This window comes from Anaerostipes sp. 494a (genome assembly GCF_001940315.1).
Lineage (GTDB): Bacteria > Bacillota > Clostridia > Lachnospirales > Lachnospiraceae > Anaerostipes > Anaerostipes faecalis.
This window is the reverse complement of record NZ_MJIF01000001.1, coordinates 159875-182804: the sequence shown is the minus strand read 5'-3', so window position 1 is coordinate 182804 and position 22930 is coordinate 159875. Positions and strand designations below refer to the sequence as shown.

Sequence of the window (22930 nt, the reverse complement as noted above, 5' to 3'; positions counted from 1 at the left end):
AACCTAAATGACTCAGATTTATAAAGCTTTTTTTCTTCAGCATCGTTCATGTTTTATACCTCTGTAATAATTGGAAGAATCATTGGGTTACGTTTTGTCTTCGTCCAGATATAGTTACTTAATGCTTCTTTAATACTTGCCTTAATTCTTGCCCAGTCTGATATGTTACGATCGATACATTCTTCAATGGATTTTAGCACAACCTCTCTGGCACCTTCCATTAATGATTCTGATTCTCTTACATAGACAAATCCTCTTGAAACAATATCTGGTCCTGCAAGAATCTGTGTTGCATGTCTCTGTAAAGTTACCGTAGCAATGATCAATCCATTCTGTGATAGTAATTTACGATCATTGAGGACGATATTTCCTACATCACCAACACCAAGTCCATCTACAAGAATTCCTCCTGCCTGAACTTTTCCTGTTACTTTTCCCTGACGTTTGTTCAGTTCCAATACATCTCCTTCAGCAAGAACAAATGCATTTTCCTTTGGAATTCCCATTTCTATCGCCAGCTCCCTGTGACGCATCAAATGTCTATATTCTCCATGAACCGGAATCGCATACTTTGGTTTTGTTAATGCATAAATAAGGCGTAATTCCTCACGACATGCATGTCCTGATACATGGGTATCTTCAAATACAACCTTAGCACCTTTCATTGCCAGTTCATTCATGATTTTTGATATATTCTTTTCATTCCCCGGAATTGGACTGGAACTGAAAATAATAGTATCTGATGGAACAATAGAAACTTTTCTGTGAGTTGAGTTAGCCATACGTGACAAGGCTGCCATGGTCTCTCCCTGGCTGCCTGTAGTAATTAAAACAATCTGATCATCCGGATAATTTTTGATTTGATCCGTTTCAATTAATGTGTTCTTTGGAATTTTGATATATCCCAGTTCTGAAGCAGTGGCAATAATATTTACCATACTTCTTCCTTCTACTGCAACTTTCCTTCCATATTTATGAGCAGAATTAATAATATGCTGCACACGGTCAACATTGGAAGCAAATGTTGCGATAATCATGCGTCCTTTTAAATGTTCCGCAAATATACCATCCAAACGTTTCCCAACGTTCTTTTCAGAAAGTGTATAGCCCTGACGCTCTACATTGGTACTATCAGCCATCAGTGCCAGAACCCCTTTACTTCCCAGTTCAGCAAATTTGGCAAGGTCGATTGCCTCTCCGAATAACGGAGTATGATCCACCTTAAAGTCACCTGTATGAACAATAACTCCTGCTGGTGTTGTGATTGCCAACGCTGCCGCATCTGCGATACTATGATTTGTCTTAATAAATTCTACTTCAAAAACACCCAATTTGATCTTATCACCATGGGTTACAATATTCTTGGATACAGTATTAGATAATCCATGTTCTCTCAGCTTATTGTCAATCAGTGCCATAGTAAGTTTTGTAGCATAAATAGGAACATTTAATTCCTTTTCAAAATATGGTATGGCCCCGATATGATCTTCATGTCCATGGGTAATGACTAATCCACGAATCTTGTTTGCGTTTTCCTTCAAGTAAGTGATATCTGGAATAACAAGATCAATTCCTAACATATCTTCATCAGGAAAAGCCAATCCACAGTCTACGATCAGTATCTGGTTATTGCACTCGAACGCTGTGATATTCATTCCGATCTGTCCCAGACCACCCAAAGGTATAATCTTTACAGAATTTGGTTTCTTACGGGGTGTCTGTCCACGGCGTCCTTTTGACTGATAATTATTAGCTGTGTTTCTGCTATACATTCTTCTGTCTTTTGTATTATTGTTCTTTGGTCTAACCTGTTGTCTTTGTTGTTGATTGTCTTTCAAACTAATTCCTCCATTTTCTTCCGTTCTGACAATCGATTGTTTTGTACGACTGTGTCGTAACTCCTTTTTATTATAAACTCACTTCAAAATCATCTACCAGTTCATTAAAAATACTGGAAATTATCTTTAGTTCTTCATCATCATCTACTACTTCATAAGATGCATAGTCATCTTCCAGACTAATCTCCTTCATGATTAAAACGATTCCGTCATCTTCCATAGAGTCTGCCACCAGAAGATAATTTATCCCTGCCAGTGTTGTCTGCTCTAAAACAAGTAATTGGATTTCATTTCCATCTTCATCCAGACAAAGGATTGTATTGTCTTTTTCTTTCATCTTAAATTCATCCTTCCTGTTGAGAATCTAAATATCCTTGTAAAATCAAAGACGCAGCAATCTGATCGATTACTTTTTTACGGTTTTCTCGTCTCACTCCACTTTCCATCAGTACTTTTTCTGACGCTACCGTCGTTAAACGTTCATCCCATAGAATAACTTCTACGTTTGTACGACGCACTAAAGCATCGCGGAAATCTATCGTATCATTTCCCCGTTCGCCTATTGTATTATTCATATTCTTTGGAAAACCAAGAACAATAGTTTCCACCCCATATTCCCGTACCAGCTCTTCAATCCTTGCATAGGTTTTTCGGAGTTTGTTGGCATCTTTTCGAACAATGGTTTCCAATGGCTGTGCTGTAATTCCCAGCTCATCACTAATAGCCACTCCTACTGTTCTTGTTCCATAGTCTAAACCTAATATTCTCATAGCAACCTGTCTTACTTTAACTTTGTCTCAATATAGTTTTCAAACAAAGCTTCTATGATCTCGTCTCTCTCGACTTTATTAATTATACTTCTGGCATTCTTATGACTGGTAATATAGGTGGGATCTCCTGACATAATATAACCAACCATCTGGTTTACAGGATTATATCCTTTTTCCTGTAAAGCTTCGTATACACGTTCCAGAATCATGTATACATCTAATTCTTCTTTTACAACTGAAAAATGTTGTGTACGATTATTATCCATATTATCACGTCCCTTTCATTTAGTATCATTCTAATATAAAATATTTAAAATATCAATGGTAATCATAAATTTCACAAAGCTTTTACATATCAAACTCTTTAGATTACATCTCCTTCAACATATCCATCTGGAGAAATTCTCTTTAATTGTGCATGAATGATCTGATTTTCCAATGGTATTTCACTATAAACTGCTGTCTTAATATATTCTCTTGTATGACCTGTATAGAAATTCTCTTTACCATGAAGAGATTCCTCAATCAGAATTTCTTTTGTCATATCAAGCTGTGCTTCTTCAAACTCCTGCTGATGTTTTTGGGACATTTCAAGAAGGATATTACTGCGCTTTGTTTTTATCTGATCATTTACCTGATGATCCATTTGAGCTGCCTTAGTTCCTTTTCTTATTGAATATTTAAAAATATGCATTTCATAAAGATTTATCTCTTCCAGAAAATCTCTTGTCTGTTGAAATTCTTCTTCTGTTTCCCCTGGAAATCCCACAATAATATCGGTAGTTAAAGCCGGATTATCAAAATACTGTCTAATCAGTTTACATTTCTGCCGTATTTCCTGTGTTGTATATTTTCTGTTCATTCTTTTTAATGTTGCATCGCATCCACTTTGTAAAGATAAATGGAAATGAGGACAAAAACTTTGAATTTTGCTTAATCGTTTTACAACTTCAGGCGTAATAAATCCAGGTTCAAGTGAACCAAGACGGATTCTTTTCACCTGAGAAATCTCTGAAATAGCTTCCAGCAGATCAATTAAAGATGTATTCCCGATATCCACACCGTATGAGGTAACATGAATTCCTGTAATCACGAATTCCTGACACCCGTTTTCACATAACTGACTGATTTCTTCCAGAATCTCTTCCTGACTCCTGCTTCGGACTCTCCCTCTGGCATAAGGAATAATACAGTAAGAACAGAACTGATTACATCCATCCTGTACTTTAATATACGCTCTTGTATGATCATTCAAATGATCAATATGCAATGACTCATATTCTCTGTCCTTTGCAATATCAAGAACTTCCGGACTCTGGATCCTTTCCGGAGCATAACTTTCTAAAATATGCACAAGCTCCTTTTTCTTATTATTTCCAATAATAAGATCAATATTTGTATCTTTTGATAGCTCGTCTTTTCCAACCTGCGCGTAACAACCAACTGCAACTACTACAACATCAGGATTCATCTTTTTAGCCCGATGCAGCATTTGTCTGGATTTTCGCTCAGCCATATTTGTTACAGAACAAGTATTTACGATATAAATATCTGCAGCTTCTTTTGGAGATACCATAACCACTCCTGCTTCTAGAAGCATTCCCCACATGGCATCCGTTTCATACTGATTCACTTTACAGCCTAAAGTAACAATTGCTGCCTTTTTTCCCTGTAAATTCATAAGTTCCCTTTCTATTGACTTTTCTTTAAAATACGAGTACACTGTCCTTATTCAAGATATCTGCTGATGCATTTCTTTTTAAGGAGTTTTGTTATGTGTTACGCACTTATAAAATTTAATTCCATGAACGATGTATATTCATTTATCGATATCATCAATCAATTTCCTGGCGATTATGAGATCATAGACGGTCATCATGTGATAAATGCAAAATCACTTTTGAATATCCTTAGTATGAATCTTTCCAATCCATTAAAACTTATTCTGGATTCTGAACACGCCGATGATATTCTTCGTGCTATTCAGCCTTTTATTTTACATGAATAACTTCTGTCGTTTCAATGGCTTTTTTCATCAAATCATCTATAACATCTTTCAGATGCTCTTCTGATTTTCTGATTCTCTTTATATTTCCTTTTGTCACAGGATGTTTTGCAACAAAAATGGTACAGCAATCTTCAAACGGCTGGATTGATGTTTCAAATGTACCGATTTTTTCAGAAATATCAACTATTTCCTGTTTGTCCATTCCAATACAAGGACGAAATACCGGCATATGACACACTTCATTTGTAATTGCAAGGTTATGAATTGTCTGACTTGCAACCTGTCCGATACTTTCTCCTGTAATCAGCGCCAGACCATCATTTTCATTTGCAAAATGCTCTGCGATCTTCATCATATAACGTCGCATGATAATTGTTAATTCATCATGTGGACATTTTTCATATATTGCAAGCTGGATATCTGTAAAATTAACAACATGAAGATTGATTGGCCCTGCATATTTTGCAACAATCTTTGCAAGATCAACAACTTTTTGCTTAGCTCTTTCGCTTGTATATGGTGGTGCGTGGAAATATGTTGCATCAATTCTGACTCCACGTTTCGCAATCATATATCCAGCCACCGGACTGTCAATTCCTCCTGATAACAGAAGCATTGCTTTCCCGTTTGTTCCAACCGGCATTCCACCCGGACCTTTAATCTCCTGAGAATAAATATAAATATATTTGCGCACTTCAATATTTACCATTACATCTGGATTATGAACATCAACTTTAACACCATCAAAGGCTTCCAGCATTTTTTCTCCAATATCCATATTAATTGCCATGGAATTCATCGGAAACTGTTTGTCCCCTCTTCTTGCATGAACTTTAAATGTAAAATTCTTTACCGGATATTGTTCATCGATAAATGTAAGTACAGTTTTTCTAAGATTCTCAATATCTTTGGTTTCTTCTACGACCATCGGACAGATTCCAACGATACCAAACACTTTCTGTAAAGCTTCTACAGCTTCATCATAGTCAAATTCACTTCGTCCTTCCACAAACATACGGCCGGATTCTTTTCGAACTTCAAATTCTCCTACCGGTTTCATGGCATAACGAATCTGTTTCATCAAGGCATCTTCAAACATGTATCTGTTTTTCCCCTTGATACCAATCTCGCCATATTTAATCAAAAAGGCTGTTACCTGCATTTTTTCTTCCTTTCTATCTTCTCACAAATCTTCGAAGCATTGGAACCAGTTCCTTTAACGCTTCTATGGTTTCATCTACTTCTTCTTTTGTATTTTCTACAGAAAAACTAAATCTCAACGTTCCATCTTTAAAATCATCAGAAATTCCTATAGCATTTAAAGTACCGCTGACTGCCTGCTTTTTATTGGAAGAACAGGCAGAACCTGACGAAACATAGACACCTCTATCCTCCAGAGCATGTAAAAGAACTTCACTTCGAAGTCCTTTGAAACTGATACTTGCCACATGAGGAGCCTCACCTGAATTGTCTTTGATATCATCAATCTCTTTAACTTTTTCCTGAAAATACTCTTTGACCTGACGGATTTTATCAGCATTTTCATAATGATTAGCTATCATTTTCTCGCATGCACATCCTAGTCCTGCAATTCCAGGTACATTTTCTGTTCCTGAACGCATTCCCTTTTGCTGGCCTCCGCCAAAAATAATAGGCTGTATCTTAGTCCCTTCTTTTATATATAAGAACCCGATACCTTTTGGACCATGAATCTTATGTCCACTCATGGACAATAGATCAATATTCATATTCTTAGGAATAACCGGTATTTTCCCATATGCCTGAATGGCATCCACATGGAAAATCGTTCCCGGATTTACGGATTTTATGATTTTCCCTATTTCCTCAATCGGCTCTACAGCACCGATTTCATTATTTACCATCATACAGGAAACCAGAATTGTATCTGGCCGAATGGCTTCTTTCAATTGATCAATTTTTACGATTCCTTTTTCATCCACATCCAGATAGGTAACTTCAAATCCCTGTTCTTCCAGATGAAACATTGGCTCATATACAGAAGCATGTTCAATCCTAGTCGTGATAATATGCTTTCCTTTTCTATGATTTGCCATTGCTGTACCTATAATGGCCGTATTGTTAGATTCTGTCCCGCCTGATGTAAAAAGGATTTCCTTAGGCTTAGCTTTTAATGATTTTGCTATAATATCCTGGGCCCCTTTTATAATATTTTCTGCTTCAATTCCTTTTAAATGCTTTGCAGATGGATTTCCGTATGTGACTTCCATTGCCTGCTCCATGGCAGTCATTACCTCTGGAAATACTTTTGTTGTTGCCGCATTGTCAAAATAAATGCTCATCTTGATTCCTCCAAACCTATGGAAGATTTATCTTCTTCCAGTGTAAACATCAGAATCGATAACATAGCCATTCCAGCAGTTTCTGTTCGAAGAATTCTTTTCCCAAGGGTCATAGTTTTCCCTCCTGTCTCTCTTGCTGCAGCAATTTCTTCTTCTTCAAAACCGCCTTCCGGGCCAATGATGATTCCAATGGATTTCTTCTTTTTTGCCTGTAAAAGAAGTTCTTTTGAATATGTTATTCCTTTTGCTTCTTCATATGGAACTAATAACATATCCAGTTCTTTTGCCTCCTCCAAGGCTTCTTTATATGATTTTACCTGAGATACTTCTGGAATAATTCCTCTTTTTGACTGCTTTGCTGCACTTAGTGCAATCCCATTCCAACGTTCTGTCTTCTTTTTTGCTTTCTTCTCATCCAGCTTTACAACACATCGTTTCATCCGTACCGGAACAATCTTTGTCACTCCTAGTTCAACTGCCTTTTGAATAATGAATTCCATCTTATCTCCTTTAGGCAGACCCTGATATAAAATTATCTCAGTTCCTAATTCTGTTTCTATCCCGTGAATATCCAGAATTCTCGCCTTGATTTTATCAGATGCAAATTCTTCCAGACTGCATTCATATTCTAAATCTGTTTCACAGCTTAAAAATACCTTATCTCCTTCTTTCATTCGAAGAACATTTTTTATATGATTCACATCTTCCCCGAGAATCAATACATATCCATCCTGTATCTGATCTTTCTTGATAAAAAAACGGTACATACATTTACCTCTTCTTGGCAGTCATGGAAACCCAGTCTTTCATTCTTCTTGTTTCCACGATTTCAAAGCCAAAAGTATTCAGTTTATCGGCTATTTCCTGTTCTTTTGAATCTATTATTCCGGAAATTACAAAAACTCCATCTTCTGTCATAAACTGATCTACAATCTCAATCAATGGAGAAATGACATCTGCTAAAATATTAGCAACAACTACAGGATAACATTTACTTCCCAGTGATTTTGCAAAATCATCATCTTCCAGAATATTTCCCTGATATACATCATAACAGTCTTTTGATAAATGGTTCACTTCAAAGTTTTCCATTGTGGCAGTGATAGCATGAGGATCTATGTCTGTCAATACTGCATGACTGGCTCCCAGTTTCATTCCGATAATAGATAAAATACCACTTCCGCATCCAACATCTAAAATCTTTGTATCTTCCTTAATATAAGATTTCATTCCTTCGATACAAAGCTTTGTTGTTTCATGAGAACCTGTTCCAAAAGCTGTTCCAGGATCAATTTCTACAACAATCTGGTTATCTTTCACATTTTCCAAAGTTTCCCAGGTCGGTTTTATCACAATCTGGTCATCCAGCTGGATTGGTTTAAAAAACTTTTTCCAGTTATTGACCCAGTCTTCTTCTTTGGTCTTATCAAAAGAGATAGTTCCCGGCCCAATATCCATAAATTCTTTCAGACGTTCCAGCATCTGACGAATCTCCATAGTGATTGCTTCCAGATTCTCTTCCTCATCAAAATAACAGCTGATTTTAGCTGTTCCGTCATCAGGTGCAATATCATCTGGCAGAAGATCTACATACATTACTTTCATTTCTTCTTCTGTCAATGATACATGATCTTCAACTTCTACTCCTGTTGCTCCTAATTCAGTCAGTTCATAACTAATCATATCTTCTGCTGATGTCAGCGTATCAATCGTAATCTTATTCCATCCCATGAGATATTACTCCTTTAAAGTTTCTCGAAATCATAATATATCAATTTAAAAGTGTAACATAAAAGAGAATTGGAAACAAGAGATTTGCTCCATTTTATCTAGTCTGCTCTTAAGTCAACTTATGTTAACTATAACATAAAAATGGCATGATATTTAATTATCACACCATTTTTAAACAATAAATTAATTTCTTTTCCTTAAATGTAGTTCATTCTACAACGCCCTATCTGACCATATAGTTCTTTATATTTTCTTCTCATAATATGAACAATTTCATGGAGAGATACAGGATCCTGCTGCCTGACTTCTTTCTTAACCATTTCCTTGATTACTGCATCAAATGCAGCTTTCATAGATGAATACTTTCCAATGATTTCATAAATATTTCGATGAAGTTCAGCATCATATGTTTTGACTAATAATATATATGTTTCCTTCTTAATCTGTATATAATAATTTCCTTTTATATGCAACATCGTTATAATCTCCTTTCATTTTGGATTATTGGCATTATAACCTATTATTGTATACAATTTGTGTCATAAAGATTATCTCTTTTTAAAATTTTTCTTAAGAAATTATGATTTACATCAGATTATTTCCATATAAAGGAAATTTATACATGTCATCATATAATATGAAAATATAAAACTCCTCACAGATTAATATCTGTGAGGAGTCATCATCTTTTGGTTTATTTTTTATGTTTTCCAAAAAATCCTTTATGCTCTTCCTTTTTAGGAACTTCTCCCATAGCTTCCTGGAATTTCTGAAGTGCTGCTCTCTGCTCTCCACTTAAATGTTCTGGTACCTGAACAACTAATGTAACATAGTGATCTCCTCGAACATTTTTATTTCGAACCGCTGGCACACCTTTACCTTTTAATCGGATTCTTGTGTCCGTCTGAGTTCCAGGTTTGATGGTATATTCATATGGGCCATCCACTGTAGGAATTTTTATTGTAGCTCCCAGTGCAGCCTGCGTAAAGGAAATTGGCTCTGTAGAATAAATGGTTGCATCCTGACGCTGGAATTTAGGATGACGTTCTACAATAACTTCTACCAGAAGGTCTCCTCTTGGTCCTCCATTTACTCCAGGCTCTCCTTTTCCACGAATTCTGATACTCTGCCCATTATCGATACCTGCCGGCACAGTAACCTCTATGGTCTTACGACTGCTGGTATATCCTGTTCCATGACATTCCGGACATTTTTCTTTTATGACTTTTCCTGTTCCATGACATTCCGGACAGGTCTGTACATTCTGAACAGTTCCAAACATTGACTGCTGAGTATAAACTATCTGACCTCGGCCTCCACATTTCGGACAGGTTTCCGGACTTGTTCCGGCTTTCGCTCCTGTTCCATGACAGGAACTACATTCATCCTTTAATGTGATTTCAATTTTCTTTGATGTACCAAAAACGGCTTCTTCAAAAGTAACATGAATTCTTGCACGGACATGTGCACCCTGTGCAGGACGATTCTGCTGTCTGGCACCGCCTCTCTGACCGCCGCCAAACATACTTCCGAAAATATCACCAAAAATATCACCCATGTCTCCGCCGAAATCAAATCCGCCGAATCCGCCACCGTTAAATCCGCCGGCTCCCTGTTCAAAGGCAGCATGACCAAACTGGTCATACTGCGCTTTTTTCTCAGAATCACTTAACACTTCATATGCTTCAGAAGCTTCTTTAAATTTTGCTTCTGCTTCTTTGTCTCCTGGATTAGTATCAGGATGATATTTCTTTGCAAGTTTTCGGTAGGCTTTTTTAATGTCTGACTGTGAAGCATTCCGGTCTACACCAAGTACTTCATAATAATCTCTTTTATCTGCCATATTCGTCTACCTTCTCTTTATCTTAAACCTCTTTGTAATCACCATCGACTACATTATCATCTGCTCCACCTGCTGTCTGCCCTGCATCTGCTGCACCTTCTGGTGCTCCCTGCTGAGCCTGAGCAGCTGCTTCATACATTTTAGCGAACAGATTCTGTGCACTTGTCATTAATTTTTCCTTTTTAGCTTTCATATCTTCAACCTGTGCATCTGTCATTTCCTGATCTTTTGTCTGTTCTACCAGGTCTTTTAATGCCTTCAGGTCTTCTTCAACTGCTGCTTTTTCTGTTGGATCTACTTTGTCTCCTGCTTCTTCCAGAGCTTTTTCTGTCTGGAATACCATAGAATCAGCTTCATTTCTTGCATCAATTGCTTCTTTACGTTTTTTATCCTGTGCTTCAAATTCAGCAGCTTCTTTTACAGCTTTATCGATATCTTCATCAGACATGTTAGATCCGGCTGTAATTGTAATGTGCTGTTCTTTTCCTGTTCCTAAATCTTTTGCAGATACATTTACGATACCATTTGCATCAATATCAAATGTAACTTCAATCTGAGGCACTCCACGTCTTGCAGGTGCGATACCATCCAGTCTGAATCTTCCTAAAGATTTATTATCTTTTGCAAACTGTCTTTCACCCTGAACAACGTTAATATCTACTGCACTCTGATTATCTTCTGCTGTTGAGAAAATCTGACTCTTCTTAGTAGGGATTGTTGTATTACGTTCAATCAGTCTTGTTGCCACACCACCCATTGTTTCGATAGAAAGTGATAATGGTGTTACATCCAGTAACAGAATGTCTCCCGCACCTGCGTCTCCTGCTAATTTACCACCCTGGATAGATGCACCGATTGCTACACATTCGTCTGGGTTGATTCCTTTGAAAGGTTCTTTTCCTGTTAACTGCTGTACTTTATCCTGTACTGCAGGGATACGTGTAGAACCACCAACTAATAATACTTTGCTTAATTCAGAAGCTGTCATTCCAGCATCATTTAAAGCAGCATTTACAGGACCTGCTGTTCTTTCAACAAGGCTTGCTGTCAGTTCATCAAATTTAGCTCTTGTCAGGTTCATATCAAAGTGTTTTGGTCCTTCAGCTGTTGCAGTGATGAATGGAAGGTTAATGTTTGTTGTTGTAGAAGAAGATAATTCTTTTTTAGCTTTTTCAGCAGCTTCTTTTAATCTCTGCATAGCCATCTTATCTCCAGATAAGTCTACACCTTCCTGTTTCTTGAACTCATCTAACATATACTGTGTAATTACATTATCAAAGTCATCTCCACCTAATTTATTATCTCCGGCTGTAGATAATACTTCAATAACTCCATCACCGATTTCAATGATAGATACATCAAATGTACCACCACCTAAGTCATATACCATGATTTTCTGTTCATCTTCATTATCAAGTCCATAAGATAAAGCCGCTGCTGTTGGTTCATTAATAATACGTTTTACATCAAGTCCTGCAATCTTACCAGCATCTTTTGTTGCCTGACGCTGTGCATCATTGAAGTATGCAGGAACTGTAATTACAGCTTCTGTAACTTTTTCTCCCAGATAGTTTTCTGCATCAGATTTTAATTTCTGAAGAATCATTGCAGAGATTTCCTGTGGAGAATATGCTTTGTCATCAATTGTTACTTTATAATCTGTTCCCATATGTCTTTTAATGGATGAGATTGTCTTTTCTGCATTTGTAACTGCCTGACGTTTTGCAGGTTCACCAATTGCACGTTCTCCTGTTTTTGTAAATGCTACAACAGATGGTGTTGTTCTCATTCCTTCTGCATTTGTAATAACGGTAGGTTTTCCACCTTCCATAACTGCTACACAACTGTTTGTTGTTCCTAAGTCAATACCAATAATTTTACCCATGATCTATTTCCTCCTAAAATCTATCTAAAATTTATAAAACAATATATCGCCTGACGGCTTTAATTTGCTACTTTTACCATACTGTGGCGAAGTACGTTTTCTTTGTACATGTATCCTTTTTGCAATTCTTCTGCTACAACATTCTCGCCATATGCTTCATCTTCTATATGCATCACTGCATTGTGGAGATTTGCATCAAATTCTTTTCCTTCTGCATCCATGGCAGAAACTCCAAGATCATCAAATACAGACATTAACTGTTTGTAAATCTGCTGTATTCCCTGAACAAATGCTGTATCTTTTTCTTCTTCAGAAACTGCATCCAGCCCTCGCTCAAAATTGTCGATTACTGGAAGAAGTTTTTCCAGGACTCCCATAGCGCCCATATCATAGCGCTGTGTTGCTTCCTTTGCTGTACGCTTTCTAGCATTTTCAAATTCTGCCATCAGTCTCTGATATTTGTCTTTCCAGTCAGCAATTTCTGCTTCCAGTTTTGCTGTCTGATCTTCCTCAGTTTCTTCCTTTGGAGTTTCCTCCTTGGAATCTTCTTTTACTGTTTCTGGTTCTTCTATATTTTTCGCAGTTTCTTCTACGTCTTTTTCTTCTTCCTGAATATTCTTTTCTTGTTCTTTCATTCCTTCACTTCCTTTCTCAGGTTTTTTCTCTAAAAATATCGTCAAGTTCTTCTGTAAGATCCTTCAAAGTCTTTACAACCTTTCGGTAATCCATACGTTTTGGTCCGATGATTCCCACCGTTCCTGTGCCGCCCTCTGCAAGCTCATAGGTTGCAGTTACAATGCTGCAGTCTTTCATATTCTGTACCGGTGATTCTTCTCCGATGTATACCTGTATTCCATGATGATTGTCATCCTGACCTAATGTAGTATCCACCAGCTTCGTTAATGCCTTTTTCTCCACTAATGTGTCCAGAATCTCTGTTGCCCGATCCGGATTACCAAGTTCAGGATATCTCAGGATATTGGAAGCACCTCCTGTGTATATTTCCATTCGGTCTGCTTCATGAATCGTTTTGGCAACTTCTTCTAAAATCCGCTCCAAAACATCCTGTCGGATTCCAGCCTGATCACGCATCGTCTGAATCAGTTCCAGATTAATATCTCGTAAAGAAAGTCCCTGCAGAAATGTATTCAACAATACATTCAGCTTCAAAACATCTTCATTAGACAATGGTTCCTCTACAGAAATCATTTTATTCTTCACAATGTTCCCTTGTGTCACTATAACTGCCAGCAAATGTCTGTGATCTACCTGAGACAGCTGTACGAATTTTAATGTTACATTCTGATAATGAGGCGAAGAAACCATTGTTGCATAATTCGTATTGCTTGCCAGTACATTAGCCACCTGTTTCAATAAGACTTCCATCTTATCTACTTTTTGAATTAATGCCTGTTTTTCTTCATGATCAGTTTCTCTCTCCATCATCAGCTGATCTACATAAAAACGATATCCTGCATCGGAAGGAATCCTACCTGCTGACGTGTGAGGCTGCAGAATAAATCCCATATCCTCCAGATCCGCCATCTCATTACGAATGGTAGCTGAGCTAAGCTTCAGATCCGGATGTTTGGAAATGGTTCTTGATCCTACCGGCTCACCAGTTTCGAGATAATTGGCAATAATCGCTTTTAATATTAACTTTTTACGATCATTCAATTCCATATCTTTCCCTCCCTGTTATTAGCACTCAATAACACTGAGTGCTAACATCTATGTTTAAGGTATCACTTTTGTTTTTTATTGTCAACCTTTTCTAAACATTTTTTTGAAATTTTTCTAATCTATTCTGAAGCATAAAATGATATTTGCGTTCAGACATAAAACTTTAGAATACAACAAGCTGCCACAGTCCTTAAAACCAAGGACTGTGGCAGCTAATTTCTTCATTTTCTATTCTTTACTTTTTTTATTTTTCTTATTCCTTTTCTCTTTTACCACATCAATCATAAAACATAGTAAAAAATACAGAATAAAAAGTAATATGTCTTTTGTTATGATTTCATCGATAGTAGATGGAATTGTTTTGTCAAAATAGTCCAATAAGGAAATCACAACTAGAAAACAACATAAAAAAATACTATTTTTTCGAAATGTTTTAAACTTAAATACATTTTTCATAATAACCATCTCCCTATCTTATCCAACAACATATCTAACCTTATTCATACTTGTAACTGCTTTATGAATTTTATAGTATACTTTTATTCCCTTTTTTTTACTATAAGCTTTATGAACTGCTTTCTCCAAGGATGAGTAGCCCCCATATGAAGAAGCTACAGCAACAGCTGAAAGTCCCCATCCACATCCAGGTATTGCACTAATCAACAAGGAAATAGCACCTGAAGCAGTCTTAGCTTTTTTTAATCCTGTTTTATATAAGTATTTCACACCCGAATAATTAATGTATCCACATTGAACTTCTGGATAGTATGAACTACTAGCTCTTTTTAGCACATTCTCTTTGTTAATAATATTATTATCCAAATTATAGATATCAATAAGTATGGCTGCATATTCTTCCTCGCTAATAGTTCCATTTCCTAACATAATCGATGCTTTGTTTAATTGATAGACTAAATCCGCAGAAGCAGAAATTGTATTTATTGAATGAGTTGTTTGAACTATTGTCTCGTTTTCCTGTTCCACATTTGCTGCAACTGGCACAGATGTAAAACTTACAAATACAGCTATTATAAAAGATATTATTTTTTCTTATTCATAATCTTTCTCCTATCATACAGTCAAAAAGTATCTTTTTTACATTTGTATTTTTCAAACTTTCTGTTACAATATGAGTATCCATGTGATACGTTGTTTGTATCTATTTGATACAAAATAGGCTGGCACCCTTTGTATTACATGGATTTTCTATCAATCATATGCATCACCATTCCTTTCTTCTTCTAAACAAAATGCCACTCAGGCAATCCATATGCACCCAATTTCCATCAAAATATCACAAAAAAATCCAATTTTAGTTCCACAGATAAATAAAAACGTTACCACAAAAAATACCTTTACAGTTTTTGATTCTTAATAATCCTTTCATATTCTCCACCATTCTCATTATATTCACATAGGTTTTCAATGCATCTCCATCTATGATACTGGTACCCTGAAATGCACAGGAGTTAAATATTTTATTCGTAATATTCTTCATTCTTTCCTAAATTTCATTTATTTTCTTTATTATAACATTATCCTCCAGTTAACACAACTAAAATTTTAGTCACTTTACTTGTTGTATTTTGAACAGTACTATATCATTATTTCCTATAATATCCAATCGCCTGAATACTGCCAGATGAGCAATTTTGAACAAACACATGATATGTATCCGTTTCCTTAATTTTAAATGTTTTATAAACTCCCATTGTCGTAGATTGATAAATTTTTTGTGTATTTCCTCTTATAATACCAATCAAAACCTTTTTCTCCGGCTTCACACTAATTTTAATTTCAATTGTGCTTCCTGCCTTTTTCTTAAATCCCCCGCTCTTTTTCAAAGTTTTTGGCTTTACCGTCCAATTCACTCCTGTCTTTACGGCAAACGGAGAAATCCCTGTATCTTCTGTCCATTCTTCCGTAAATCCATCTTCCAGAATCACCGAAGAATACTCCAAATCCGCATTAGAATTCTCCGCTGCACTTACCTTATTCCCTATTCCAAAGAAACATAATACTGACATCATAATACATAATCCTTTTTTCCACCTCATACCTATCTCCTTTTTTATTTCTGTTTCACATTGACGCAATAATATCCTCCAAAATCTCCCATTTGTTTTCCCCAATTTTCCATAAAAACTCTATAATAACCGTCTTTTTTTATTGTAAATATTCTACAAAAGTCAAATCCTTTTTCTGCATAAGTTTCCTTTCCTTGAGAATCAATAATTCCGATAGATACCTGCGTCTCAGGGTTCTCTTCCTCAAAACCGGTCGATACAGCAATTTCTACTTCCATTCCTTTTTTCAAATATCCCGGTTCCGTCTGTATTCTTTCTCCCGGTACCACATCCCAAACTACTGATTCTGCCTTTTCCGGTCTTGGTTTTTCTTTCCGCGTCGTCACTTTTCGAATTCCCGGATTCGGATGATTCCGTTCTTTCCCGCCCCGGATTCTCGGTGTGTCTTTTACTTCTACAAACCCGGCTTCTTCTAAATCAATATCCGTCTTTTCATATACAATATTATATCCCTCTACAAATGCCGCCCCCGATACCGTCACGGTTCCTGCACTGATTCCCAGAACCACGAACAGTAAAAGTGCTGCCACTCCTTTTTTATGTACCTTTTGCTTTCGGTAAGACTGCATTCGCTTCATTCGCAATTTTAGCAATTCTTTATTTTCATACAGTCCGGCAGTTGTATAAACTCCATATACCGGTACTTCCATAGAAATATCTATAATCACGGTAAAATAATATTTAATATCCCGGATTCTTTCGCTAACCGCCATATCACAATAGGTCTCTCCCCACTGATCCATTTGTTCAAACAAATTTTTTACCATCGGTTGAAACCAGTAGATGCAACAGGTAACATTCGTCCATTGTTTCCATATCAGATCATGATGTTTTACATGCATCAATTCATGATAAAAAATAACCTCCAATTCTTCTTTTTTATACTCCTTCGGAAGAATGACTTTCGGCTGAAAAATTCCATATAGCATAGGACTTCCGGCTTTTTGTTGTATAACTGCAGAAATATGTGTTCGGATTCCCAATTTTCGTTTCACTTCTGCCAAAACTTCTTCCGTCTGTGGCAGACACGGCAGACTTTCTCTTACATCTTTTTGAATTCTCCGGTATTGTTTGAATAGCTGTATCACCGCTGTAAAACAACCCAGCAGCCATAGAATTCCTAAAATCCCAAAAACAATACCTAATGTTTTTGTCGGCCAAAACAGCCATCGTTTTGTTTCCATATTCAGCATATAAATCCATGTAATTGGAAAAAAGAAAACAAGTAGTACAGCTTTCCACATCCAATAACTGACTTCTACATAATCTTTTCTTTCCATATACTTTCCAACAGTTTTCCATAATAAATATAAAATCGTTCCCTGTACTGCACATAAAAAAATTGCACTAAATATTTCTATTACTATCTTAATCAAAGTCCATATCATCTAATAATCCTTTCAGTTCCTGACTTTCATCTTCTGACAGCCTTCCTCCTAACGCACTGAGAAACTGCTTTGCCGAACCATCAAACCATATATCCAGAATTTCCGCTGCCTGCTCTTTTTTATAAGTTTCCACCGGAATCAAAGTTTGAATATAAGACTGCCTTCCTCTCTTTTCGACATTAATATATCCTTTTTCCTCTAATCGAAATAAATATGTTCGAATACTTGTTCTTTTATAATCCTTATGAAAATTTTCTTTTAATTTCTTTCCCAGCTCCAAAAACGGCATTTCACCTTCGTATTCCCAAATACACCGCATAATTAGCTGTTCTACATCCGTTAATTTTTCTATTTTTACTTCCTCCTATATATTTTATCCTTTTATTATATCATTGCTTTTTTATCATTACAACTAAATTTTTAGACATATAAAATATTTCCACAAAATCTTTTGATTTTTTGTGCAATTTTTATTGACTTTCTTCATAGAATAAAACGAAGGAGGAATACAATGAATCAAAATGCAAATTTGGAATTGGAGAGATTAAAATTACAAAATAAATACCAGCAAATAAATTCCGGCAAAAATTACATACAAGAAGAAAATGAACAACCTTCTTACTGGTCTTTTTTAAAACTCAGAATCGGATTTTCTCTTTTGCTGCTGTTCTTTATTGTGACTTCTTTAAAAGCTTTTGATTCCTCAGAAACCAAAAAAGTACAACATGTATTAAAACAGATCAATCAAAGAGATCCCTATACACAAAAAGCATTAGATAAATTAAAATCTTCTATTTCTTTTCCAAACAAATAAGGGATACACAAATTTTGTGCATCCCTTTCAATATTCATATTTTTATAATAAATGCTTTCTTAATTCTTCTCCTGATTTTGGACTTAAATATGCAGGTGCAATATCGAACACTGTCTTGCATCCTGTTTGCCCTTCTGTCTGTAAACGATAAACGGCTCTTGCATAAGCAAGCAAAACAGATGATGTAAATTCCGGATTAGAATCTAATTTCAAACTGTATTCAATGACATGCTTATGCTCTTTTTCCCATCCTGTTACGCCGGTTCTGAAAACAAATCCCCCATGAGGGATCCCGCTATGATCTCTTTTCAGTTCCTCTTCACTGATAAAATGAACCGTTGTATCATAATCAGAGAAATAATTTGGCATATTCTTAATGGTTTCTTCAATCTTCTGAAGATCTGCACCTTCTTCAGGCACCACAAAACACTCTCTTGTATGTTTCTGTCTTGTTGTTAGTTGTGGATTGCTTCCGCTGCGGACTACCTCTAAAGCTTCTTCTACAGGTATTGTATACTGTTTTCCGTCTTTTACACCTTCTACCCGGCGGATAGCATCAGAATGTCCCTGACTAACTCCCTTTCCCCAGAAAGTATAATCATTACCTTCCGGAAGAATTGCATTTGCATATAAGCGGTTTAATGAAAACATTCCCGGATCCCATCCACAGGAAATCAATGCAGTATGTCCGCTTTCTTTCGCTGCTGCATCTACATTTGCAAAATGTTCCGGAATTCTTGCATGTGTATCAAAACTATCAATTACGTTAAAATATTTTGCGTATTCCGGTGTTTGCTTTGGAAGATCTGTTGCACTTCCTCCACAAAGTACCAAAACATCAATCTGATCTTTCATGTTTTCGATTTCGTCAACAGAATAGACTGGAACTCCTTCGGTTAAAATCGTCACATCCGCTGGATTTCTTCTCGTAAACACTGCTGCCAATTCCATGTCATCGTTCTGACGGATACCACATTCGATTCCTCTACCAAGGTTTCCATATCCTAAAATACCTATTTTCATTCCTAAATTCTCCTTTCGCTTTCCGATTTCAAATCAGTCTGGTATCTGCTATTTTATACTCATTCCATATTATTTGACAAGCCTTGTCCTTAAAAAAATTTATCTTTATGCCAAACCTGCCACTTTCTGCATTTTTTCTTTACAGAATTTATTATAAACAGCAATGACACGACCAGTAAAAATTACCACAACAATCGTTCCAGCACCGATTCCGATGATTTGATGTGTAATTACAATTCCAATGATACATGAAATACAGAAACTGGTAAAATCAAACACATTTTTACCAAGTCCCATGTCTTTTCCTAATTTTTCTCCAATCACTGCTGCCAGTGCATCTGCCGGATTTGGCACCAGTTTCATATTCACCATTGTTGCCACTCCAACTCCCGTCACAAGAATCCCTGCAATTAACACAACCACTTTTTCCAGTGTATTTTCCGGCTGTATCACAAGAAAATCATTAAAAATATTGATAAATATACTGGTTACCAGACTCATTGGAATCTGCAAAAGTTCATAAAAGTGAAATTCTCTGCCCTTAAAAAAAGCTTCCACCGCTACACAAACGCAATAAAAAAAGAATGTTACCATTCCTAAGTTCCACTGTCCAATCTGACTGATACAATATGGCACTGAAATAATCGGGGAAACTCCCAGTAATGTCTTAGTATTTAAGACAATTCCCAAAGCCAGAGTAATCAATCCAATTATATAAATTATAATTCTTATACACATTTTCCTCAAACAATCATCTCCTTTTCTTCTATATATTATAGCAAAGACCCTGATTTTTGAAAACCAGGGTCTTTTGTCATTTTTTTAATCATAAAATTTATTTTTCTATGATCTGGCAGAATTTTTTCTTGCCTTTTTTCAGAAGGATTCTGTTTTTATCATCAAAATCAGCTTTTCCAAAGACTGCTTTTATATCTGTAACCTTTTCTCCGTTTACAGATACTCCTCCTTGCTGAACCATTCTTCTTGCATCGGAACGTGTCGTACACAATTTGGAATCAACAAGAAGTGTCAAAATATCGATTCCTTCTTCCAACTGTGCTGTTTCATATTCAAATGTTGGTGCATCATCATTGGCTCCACCACTGACAAACATTGCTTTGGCTGCTGTCTGTGCTTTCTTGGCTTCTTCTTCTCCATGAACAATCTTAGTCACTTCATATGCCAGTACTTCTTTGGCTTTATTAATTTCTGCTCCTTCTAACGCACCTAATCTGCGAACTTCTTCCATAGGAAGGAATGTCAATAAACCAAGGCACTCTTCAACTTTTACATCTTCAATATTTCTCCAATACTGATAGAAATCATATGGAGATGTTTTTTCAGGATCAAGCCATACAGCACCAGCCATGGTTTTTCCCATTTTCACTCCATCACTTCTTGTTAACAGAGTTAATGTAAGTCCATAGGCATCTTCCTGTTCTTTTCTTCTGATCAGGTCGGCACCCGCAAGAATATTAGACCACTGGTCATTTCCACCCATTTCCAGCTTACATCCATATTTTCTATTTAGTACAAGGAAATCATATGCCTGCATCAGCATGTAATTGAATTCAAATAATGTCAGTCCTCTTTCCATACGCTGTTTATAGCATTCTGCTGTCAGCATTTTATTTACAGAAAAATGTACTGCAATTTCTCTTAAAAAATCTACATATTTTAAATTCAAAAGCCAGTCTGCATTATTGGCAATAATCGCTTTATCATCATCAAAGTCAATAAACCTTGATAACTGCTCTTTAAAACGAGCTGCATTATGATTGATTGTATCAATGGTCAGCATATTTCTCATATCAGATTTTCCTGATGGATCTCCGATCATAGTTGTCCCGCCACCAAGCAGTGCAATTGGACGATGCCCTGCTTTCTGCATATGCATCATTGCCATAATCGTCAGAAAATGTCCCGCTGTCAGACTGTCTGCTGTTGCATCAAATCCAATATAAAAAGTAACTTTTTCTTTTCCTAGAAGGTCTCTTAATTCCTCGTGCGTTGTCTGGGCAATAAAGCCACGTTCCTGTAAAATATCATATACATTTCTACTCATCTTACTATTAAACTCCTTCATTTCTTATCCATGTCACTTATATAAGAATACACATTTTATGGAAATTCTTCAATATTTTTTAATAGAAAACCTCTATAATTAATTTTTAAAGCTATGAATAGGAGCCGGAATTCTTCCTCCTCTGTTTACAAATGCATCACAGGAAAATTCATTTACTGGCATAATTGGAGCATATCCTAATAATCCTCCAAATTCCACCTGATCTCCGACATCTTTACCAATTGCCGGAATAACACGAACTGCTGTTGTTTTCTGATTAATCATTCCCAGTGCCATTTCATCTGCAATCAGACCTGCAATGGTAGTTGCTTTTGTTTTTCCAGGAATAGCAATCATATCAAGACCTACAGAACATACACAGGTCATTGCTTCTAATTTTTCCAGAGTTAAAGCTCCTGCATTAACAGCATCAATCATTCTCTGGTCTTCACTGACAGGAATAAACGCCCCGCTTAATCCGCCAACATAAGATGAAGCCATAACTCCACCTTTCTTCACCTGGTCATTTAACATGGCAAGAGCTGCTGTTGTTCCTGGGGCACCAGCATATTCCAGACCGATTTCTTCCAGGATTTCACCAACACTGTCACCGGCTGCTGGTGTTGGAGCCAGGGACAGGTCGATAATTCCAAAAGGAATTCCAAGTCTTCTGGACGCTTCTTTAGCAACCAGCTGTCCAACACGAGTTACTTTAAATGCTGTTTTCTTAATTGTCTCACAAAGAACTTCAAAATTCTCTCCTCTGACTTTTTCGATAGCACGTTTTACAACTCCAGGACCACTGACACCTACATTAATAATTGCATCTGCCTCTGTTACTCCATGAAATGCACCTGCCATAAATGGATTATCATCCGGTGCATTACAAAATACTACAAATTTTGCACATCCAAGACACTGATTGTCTTTTGTCAGTTCTGCTGTTTCTTTGATCATCTCTCCAATCAGTTTTACCGCATCCATGTTAATCCCAGTCTTTGTAGAACCTACATTGACAGAAGAACAAACAAAATCTGTTTCAGCCAGTGCTTTTGGAATGGAACGAATCAGTAATTCATCAGCTTTTGTCATACCTTTACTTACAAGAGCAGAATAACCTCCAAGGAAGTTTACCCCAACTTTCTTTGCAGCCTTATCCAGTGTTTTAGCCAGTTCCACAAAATCATCCGGTGTTTCACATACGTTTCCACCGATCAAAGAGATTGGTGTAATAGAAATTCTCTTATTAACAATAGGAATTCCAAATTCTTTTTCTATATCTTTTCCTGTCTGAACCAGATCCCTGGCAACGGTTGTTATTTTGTTATATACATTTTCTTTTACTTCATCCAATGTATTTGCAACGCAATCCAAAAGACTGATACCAATTGTAATTGTACGAACATCCAGATTCATCTCATGGATCATCTTATTTGTTTCAAATACTTCATTAAGATTAATCATGTTGCCACCT

The 22930-nt window shown here is 36.4% G+C and carries 26 protein-coding genes; 2 read left to right on the top strand and 24 right to left on the bottom strand.

Annotated elements, in window-relative coordinates; translation table 11 throughout:
• Positions 1-53: 53 nt before the first annotated feature.
• The 5 genes from BHF70_RS01035 to mtaB all read right to left on the bottom strand — a co-directional run bounded on the left by BHF70_RS01035 (position 54) and on the right by mtaB (position 4289).
• Positions 54-1772: a ribonuclease J gene (locus BHF70_RS01035; protein ID WP_192846109.1), complete on the bottom strand. Its 1719-nt coding sequence runs from the start codon at positions 1770-1772 to the stop codon at positions 54-56.
• A 136-nt stretch (positions 1773-1908) separates the two neighbouring features.
• Entirely contained in the window at positions 1909-2175 is a 267-nt protein-coding gene (locus tag BHF70_RS01030; protein WP_075758514.1) for a DUF1292 domain-containing protein, read from the bottom strand.
• Between the two features lie 7 nt (positions 2176-2182).
• Complete coding sequence (gene ruvX / locus BHF70_RS01025; RefSeq protein ID WP_075758513.1) at positions 2183-2608, bottom strand: Holliday junction resolvase RuvX; 426 nt, start codon at positions 2606-2608, stop codon at positions 2183-2185.
• A gap of 11 nt (positions 2609-2619) precedes the next feature.
• Positions 2620-2874, bottom strand: coding sequence for an IreB family regulatory phosphoprotein (locus BHF70_RS01020; protein WP_075758512.1), 255 nt, complete (start codon positions 2872-2874; stop codon positions 2620-2622).
• A 98-nt stretch (positions 2875-2972) separates the two neighbouring features.
• Positions 2973-4289 carry a tRNA (N(6)-L-threonylcarbamoyladenosine(37)-C(2))-methylthiotransferase MtaB gene (gene mtaB, locus BHF70_RS01015; RefSeq protein WP_075758511.1) on the bottom strand — a complete coding sequence of 439 codons (1317 nt, stop codon included), beginning with the start codon at positions 4287-4289 and terminating at the stop codon, positions 2973-2975.
• Positions 4290-4382: 93 nt separating this feature from the next.
• Between mtaB and BHF70_RS01010 the strand changes: the two genes are divergently transcribed.
• The gene (locus BHF70_RS01010) at positions 4383-4616 is read left to right on the top strand and encodes an HPr family phosphocarrier protein (RefSeq protein WP_075758510.1); all 234 of its coding nucleotides are present in this window, start codon (positions 4383-4385) and stop codon (positions 4614-4616) included.
• Here BHF70_RS01010 and thiI read toward each other — a convergent pair.
• The 15 genes from thiI to BHF70_RS00935 all read right to left on the bottom strand — a co-directional run bounded on the left by thiI (position 4600) and on the right by BHF70_RS00935 (position 17906).
• Positions 4600-5778: a tRNA uracil 4-sulfurtransferase ThiI gene (gene thiI, locus BHF70_RS01005; RefSeq protein ID WP_075758509.1), complete on the bottom strand. Its 1179-nt coding sequence runs from the start codon at positions 5776-5778 to the stop codon at positions 4600-4602. The genes BHF70_RS01010 and thiI overlap by 17 nt on opposite strands.
• 13 nt (positions 5779-5791) lie before the next feature.
• Complete coding sequence (locus tag BHF70_RS01000) at positions 5792-6937, bottom strand: cysteine desulfurase family protein (protein ID WP_075758508.1); 1146 nt, start codon at positions 6935-6937, stop codon at positions 5792-5794.
• Positions 6934-7704 (bottom strand): 16S rRNA (uracil(1498)-N(3))-methyltransferase, encoded by a 771-nt coding sequence (locus tag BHF70_RS00995; protein WP_075758507.1) that lies wholly within the window; start codon positions 7702-7704, stop codon positions 6934-6936. The genes BHF70_RS01000 and BHF70_RS00995 overlap by 4 nt, the downstream gene beginning before the upstream one ends.
• Before the next feature lie 4 nt (positions 7705-7708).
• Positions 7709-8668, bottom strand: coding sequence for a 50S ribosomal protein L11 methyltransferase (gene prmA, locus BHF70_RS00990; protein WP_075758506.1), 960 nt, complete (start codon positions 8666-8668; stop codon positions 7709-7711).
• A 197-nt stretch (positions 8669-8865) separates the two neighbouring features.
• A complete protein-coding gene (locus BHF70_RS00985; protein WP_075758505.1) occupies positions 8866-9144 on the bottom strand; it encodes a hypothetical protein in 279 nt (92 codons plus the stop codon).
• Between the two features lie 218 nt (positions 9145-9362).
• Positions 9363-10511, bottom strand: a complete 1149-nt coding sequence (dnaJ, locus tag BHF70_RS00980) for a molecular chaperone DnaJ (protein ID WP_075758504.1) — start codon at positions 10509-10511, stop codon at positions 9363-9365.
• Positions 10512-10533: 22 nt separating this feature from the next.
• Entirely contained in the window at positions 10534-12396 is a 1863-nt protein-coding gene (gene dnaK, locus BHF70_RS00975; RefSeq protein WP_075758503.1) for a molecular chaperone DnaK, read from the bottom strand.
• Between the two features lie 59 nt (positions 12397-12455).
• On the bottom strand, positions 12456-13031 hold the full coding sequence (gene grpE / locus BHF70_RS00970) for a nucleotide exchange factor GrpE (RefSeq protein ID WP_075758502.1): 576 nt from the start codon (positions 13029-13031) through the stop codon (positions 12456-12458).
• A 16-nt stretch (positions 13032-13047) separates the two neighbouring features.
• The gene (hrcA, locus tag BHF70_RS00965; protein ID WP_075758501.1) at positions 13048-14079 is read right to left on the bottom strand and encodes a heat-inducible transcriptional repressor HrcA; all 1032 of its coding nucleotides are present in this window, start codon (positions 14077-14079) and stop codon (positions 13048-13050) included.
• Positions 14080-14307: 228 nt separating this feature from the next.
• A complete protein-coding gene (locus BHF70_RS00960) occupies positions 14308-14535 on the bottom strand; it encodes a hypothetical protein (protein ID WP_075758500.1) in 228 nt (75 codons plus the stop codon).
• 18 nt (positions 14536-14553) lie between these two features.
• Complete coding sequence (locus BHF70_RS12575; protein WP_242946283.1) at positions 14554-15081, bottom strand: hypothetical protein; 528 nt, start codon at positions 15079-15081, stop codon at positions 14554-14556.
• Positions 15082-15391: 310 nt separating this feature from the next.
• Positions 15392-15577 carry a hypothetical protein gene (locus BHF70_RS00950; RefSeq protein ID WP_075758499.1) on the bottom strand — a complete coding sequence of 62 codons (186 nt, stop codon included), beginning with the start codon at positions 15575-15577 and terminating at the stop codon, positions 15392-15394.
• A gap of 106 nt (positions 15578-15683) precedes the next feature.
• A complete protein-coding gene (locus BHF70_RS00945; RefSeq protein WP_075760481.1) occupies positions 15684-16136 on the bottom strand; it encodes a hypothetical protein in 453 nt (150 codons plus the stop codon).
• A gap of 14 nt (positions 16137-16150) precedes the next feature.
• Positions 16151-17542, bottom strand: coding sequence for a M56 family metallopeptidase (locus BHF70_RS00940; protein WP_158024863.1), 1392 nt, complete (start codon positions 17540-17542; stop codon positions 16151-16153).
• Positions 17535-17906 (bottom strand): BlaI/MecI/CopY family transcriptional regulator, encoded by a 372-nt coding sequence (locus BHF70_RS00935; RefSeq protein WP_075758498.1) that lies wholly within the window; start codon positions 17904-17906, stop codon positions 17535-17537. Before BHF70_RS00935 ends, BHF70_RS00940 begins: the two co-directional genes overlap by 8 nt.
• A 159-nt stretch (positions 17907-18065) precedes the next feature.
• Between BHF70_RS00935 and BHF70_RS00930 the strand changes: the two genes are divergently transcribed.
• Entirely contained in the window at positions 18066-18368 is a 303-nt protein-coding gene (locus tag BHF70_RS00930; protein WP_075758497.1) for a hypothetical protein, read from the top strand.
• Between the two features lie 42 nt (positions 18369-18410).
• Here the strand turns inward: BHF70_RS00930 and BHF70_RS00925 are convergent, their stop codons facing one another.
• The 4 genes from BHF70_RS00925 to BHF70_RS00910 form a co-directional block, all read right to left on the bottom strand.
• The gene (locus BHF70_RS00925) at positions 18411-19391 is read right to left on the bottom strand and encodes a diaminopimelate dehydrogenase (RefSeq protein ID WP_075758496.1); all 981 of its coding nucleotides are present in this window, start codon (positions 19389-19391) and stop codon (positions 18411-18413) included.
• A 105-nt stretch (positions 19392-19496) separates the two neighbouring features.
• Positions 19497-20129 (bottom strand): YczE/YyaS/YitT family protein, encoded by a 633-nt coding sequence (locus BHF70_RS00920; protein WP_075760479.1) that lies wholly within the window; start codon positions 20127-20129, stop codon positions 19497-19499.
• A gap of 97 nt (positions 20130-20226) precedes the next feature.
• On the bottom strand, positions 20227-21456 hold the full coding sequence (tyrS, locus tag BHF70_RS00915; RefSeq protein ID WP_075758495.1) for a tyrosine--tRNA ligase: 1230 nt from the start codon (positions 21454-21456) through the stop codon (positions 20227-20229).
• 99 nt (positions 21457-21555) lie between these two features.
• Positions 21556-22920, bottom strand: a complete 1365-nt coding sequence (locus tag BHF70_RS00910; protein ID WP_075758494.1) for a PFL family protein — start codon at positions 22918-22920, stop codon at positions 21556-21558.
• Positions 22921-22930 lie beyond the last annotated feature (10 nt).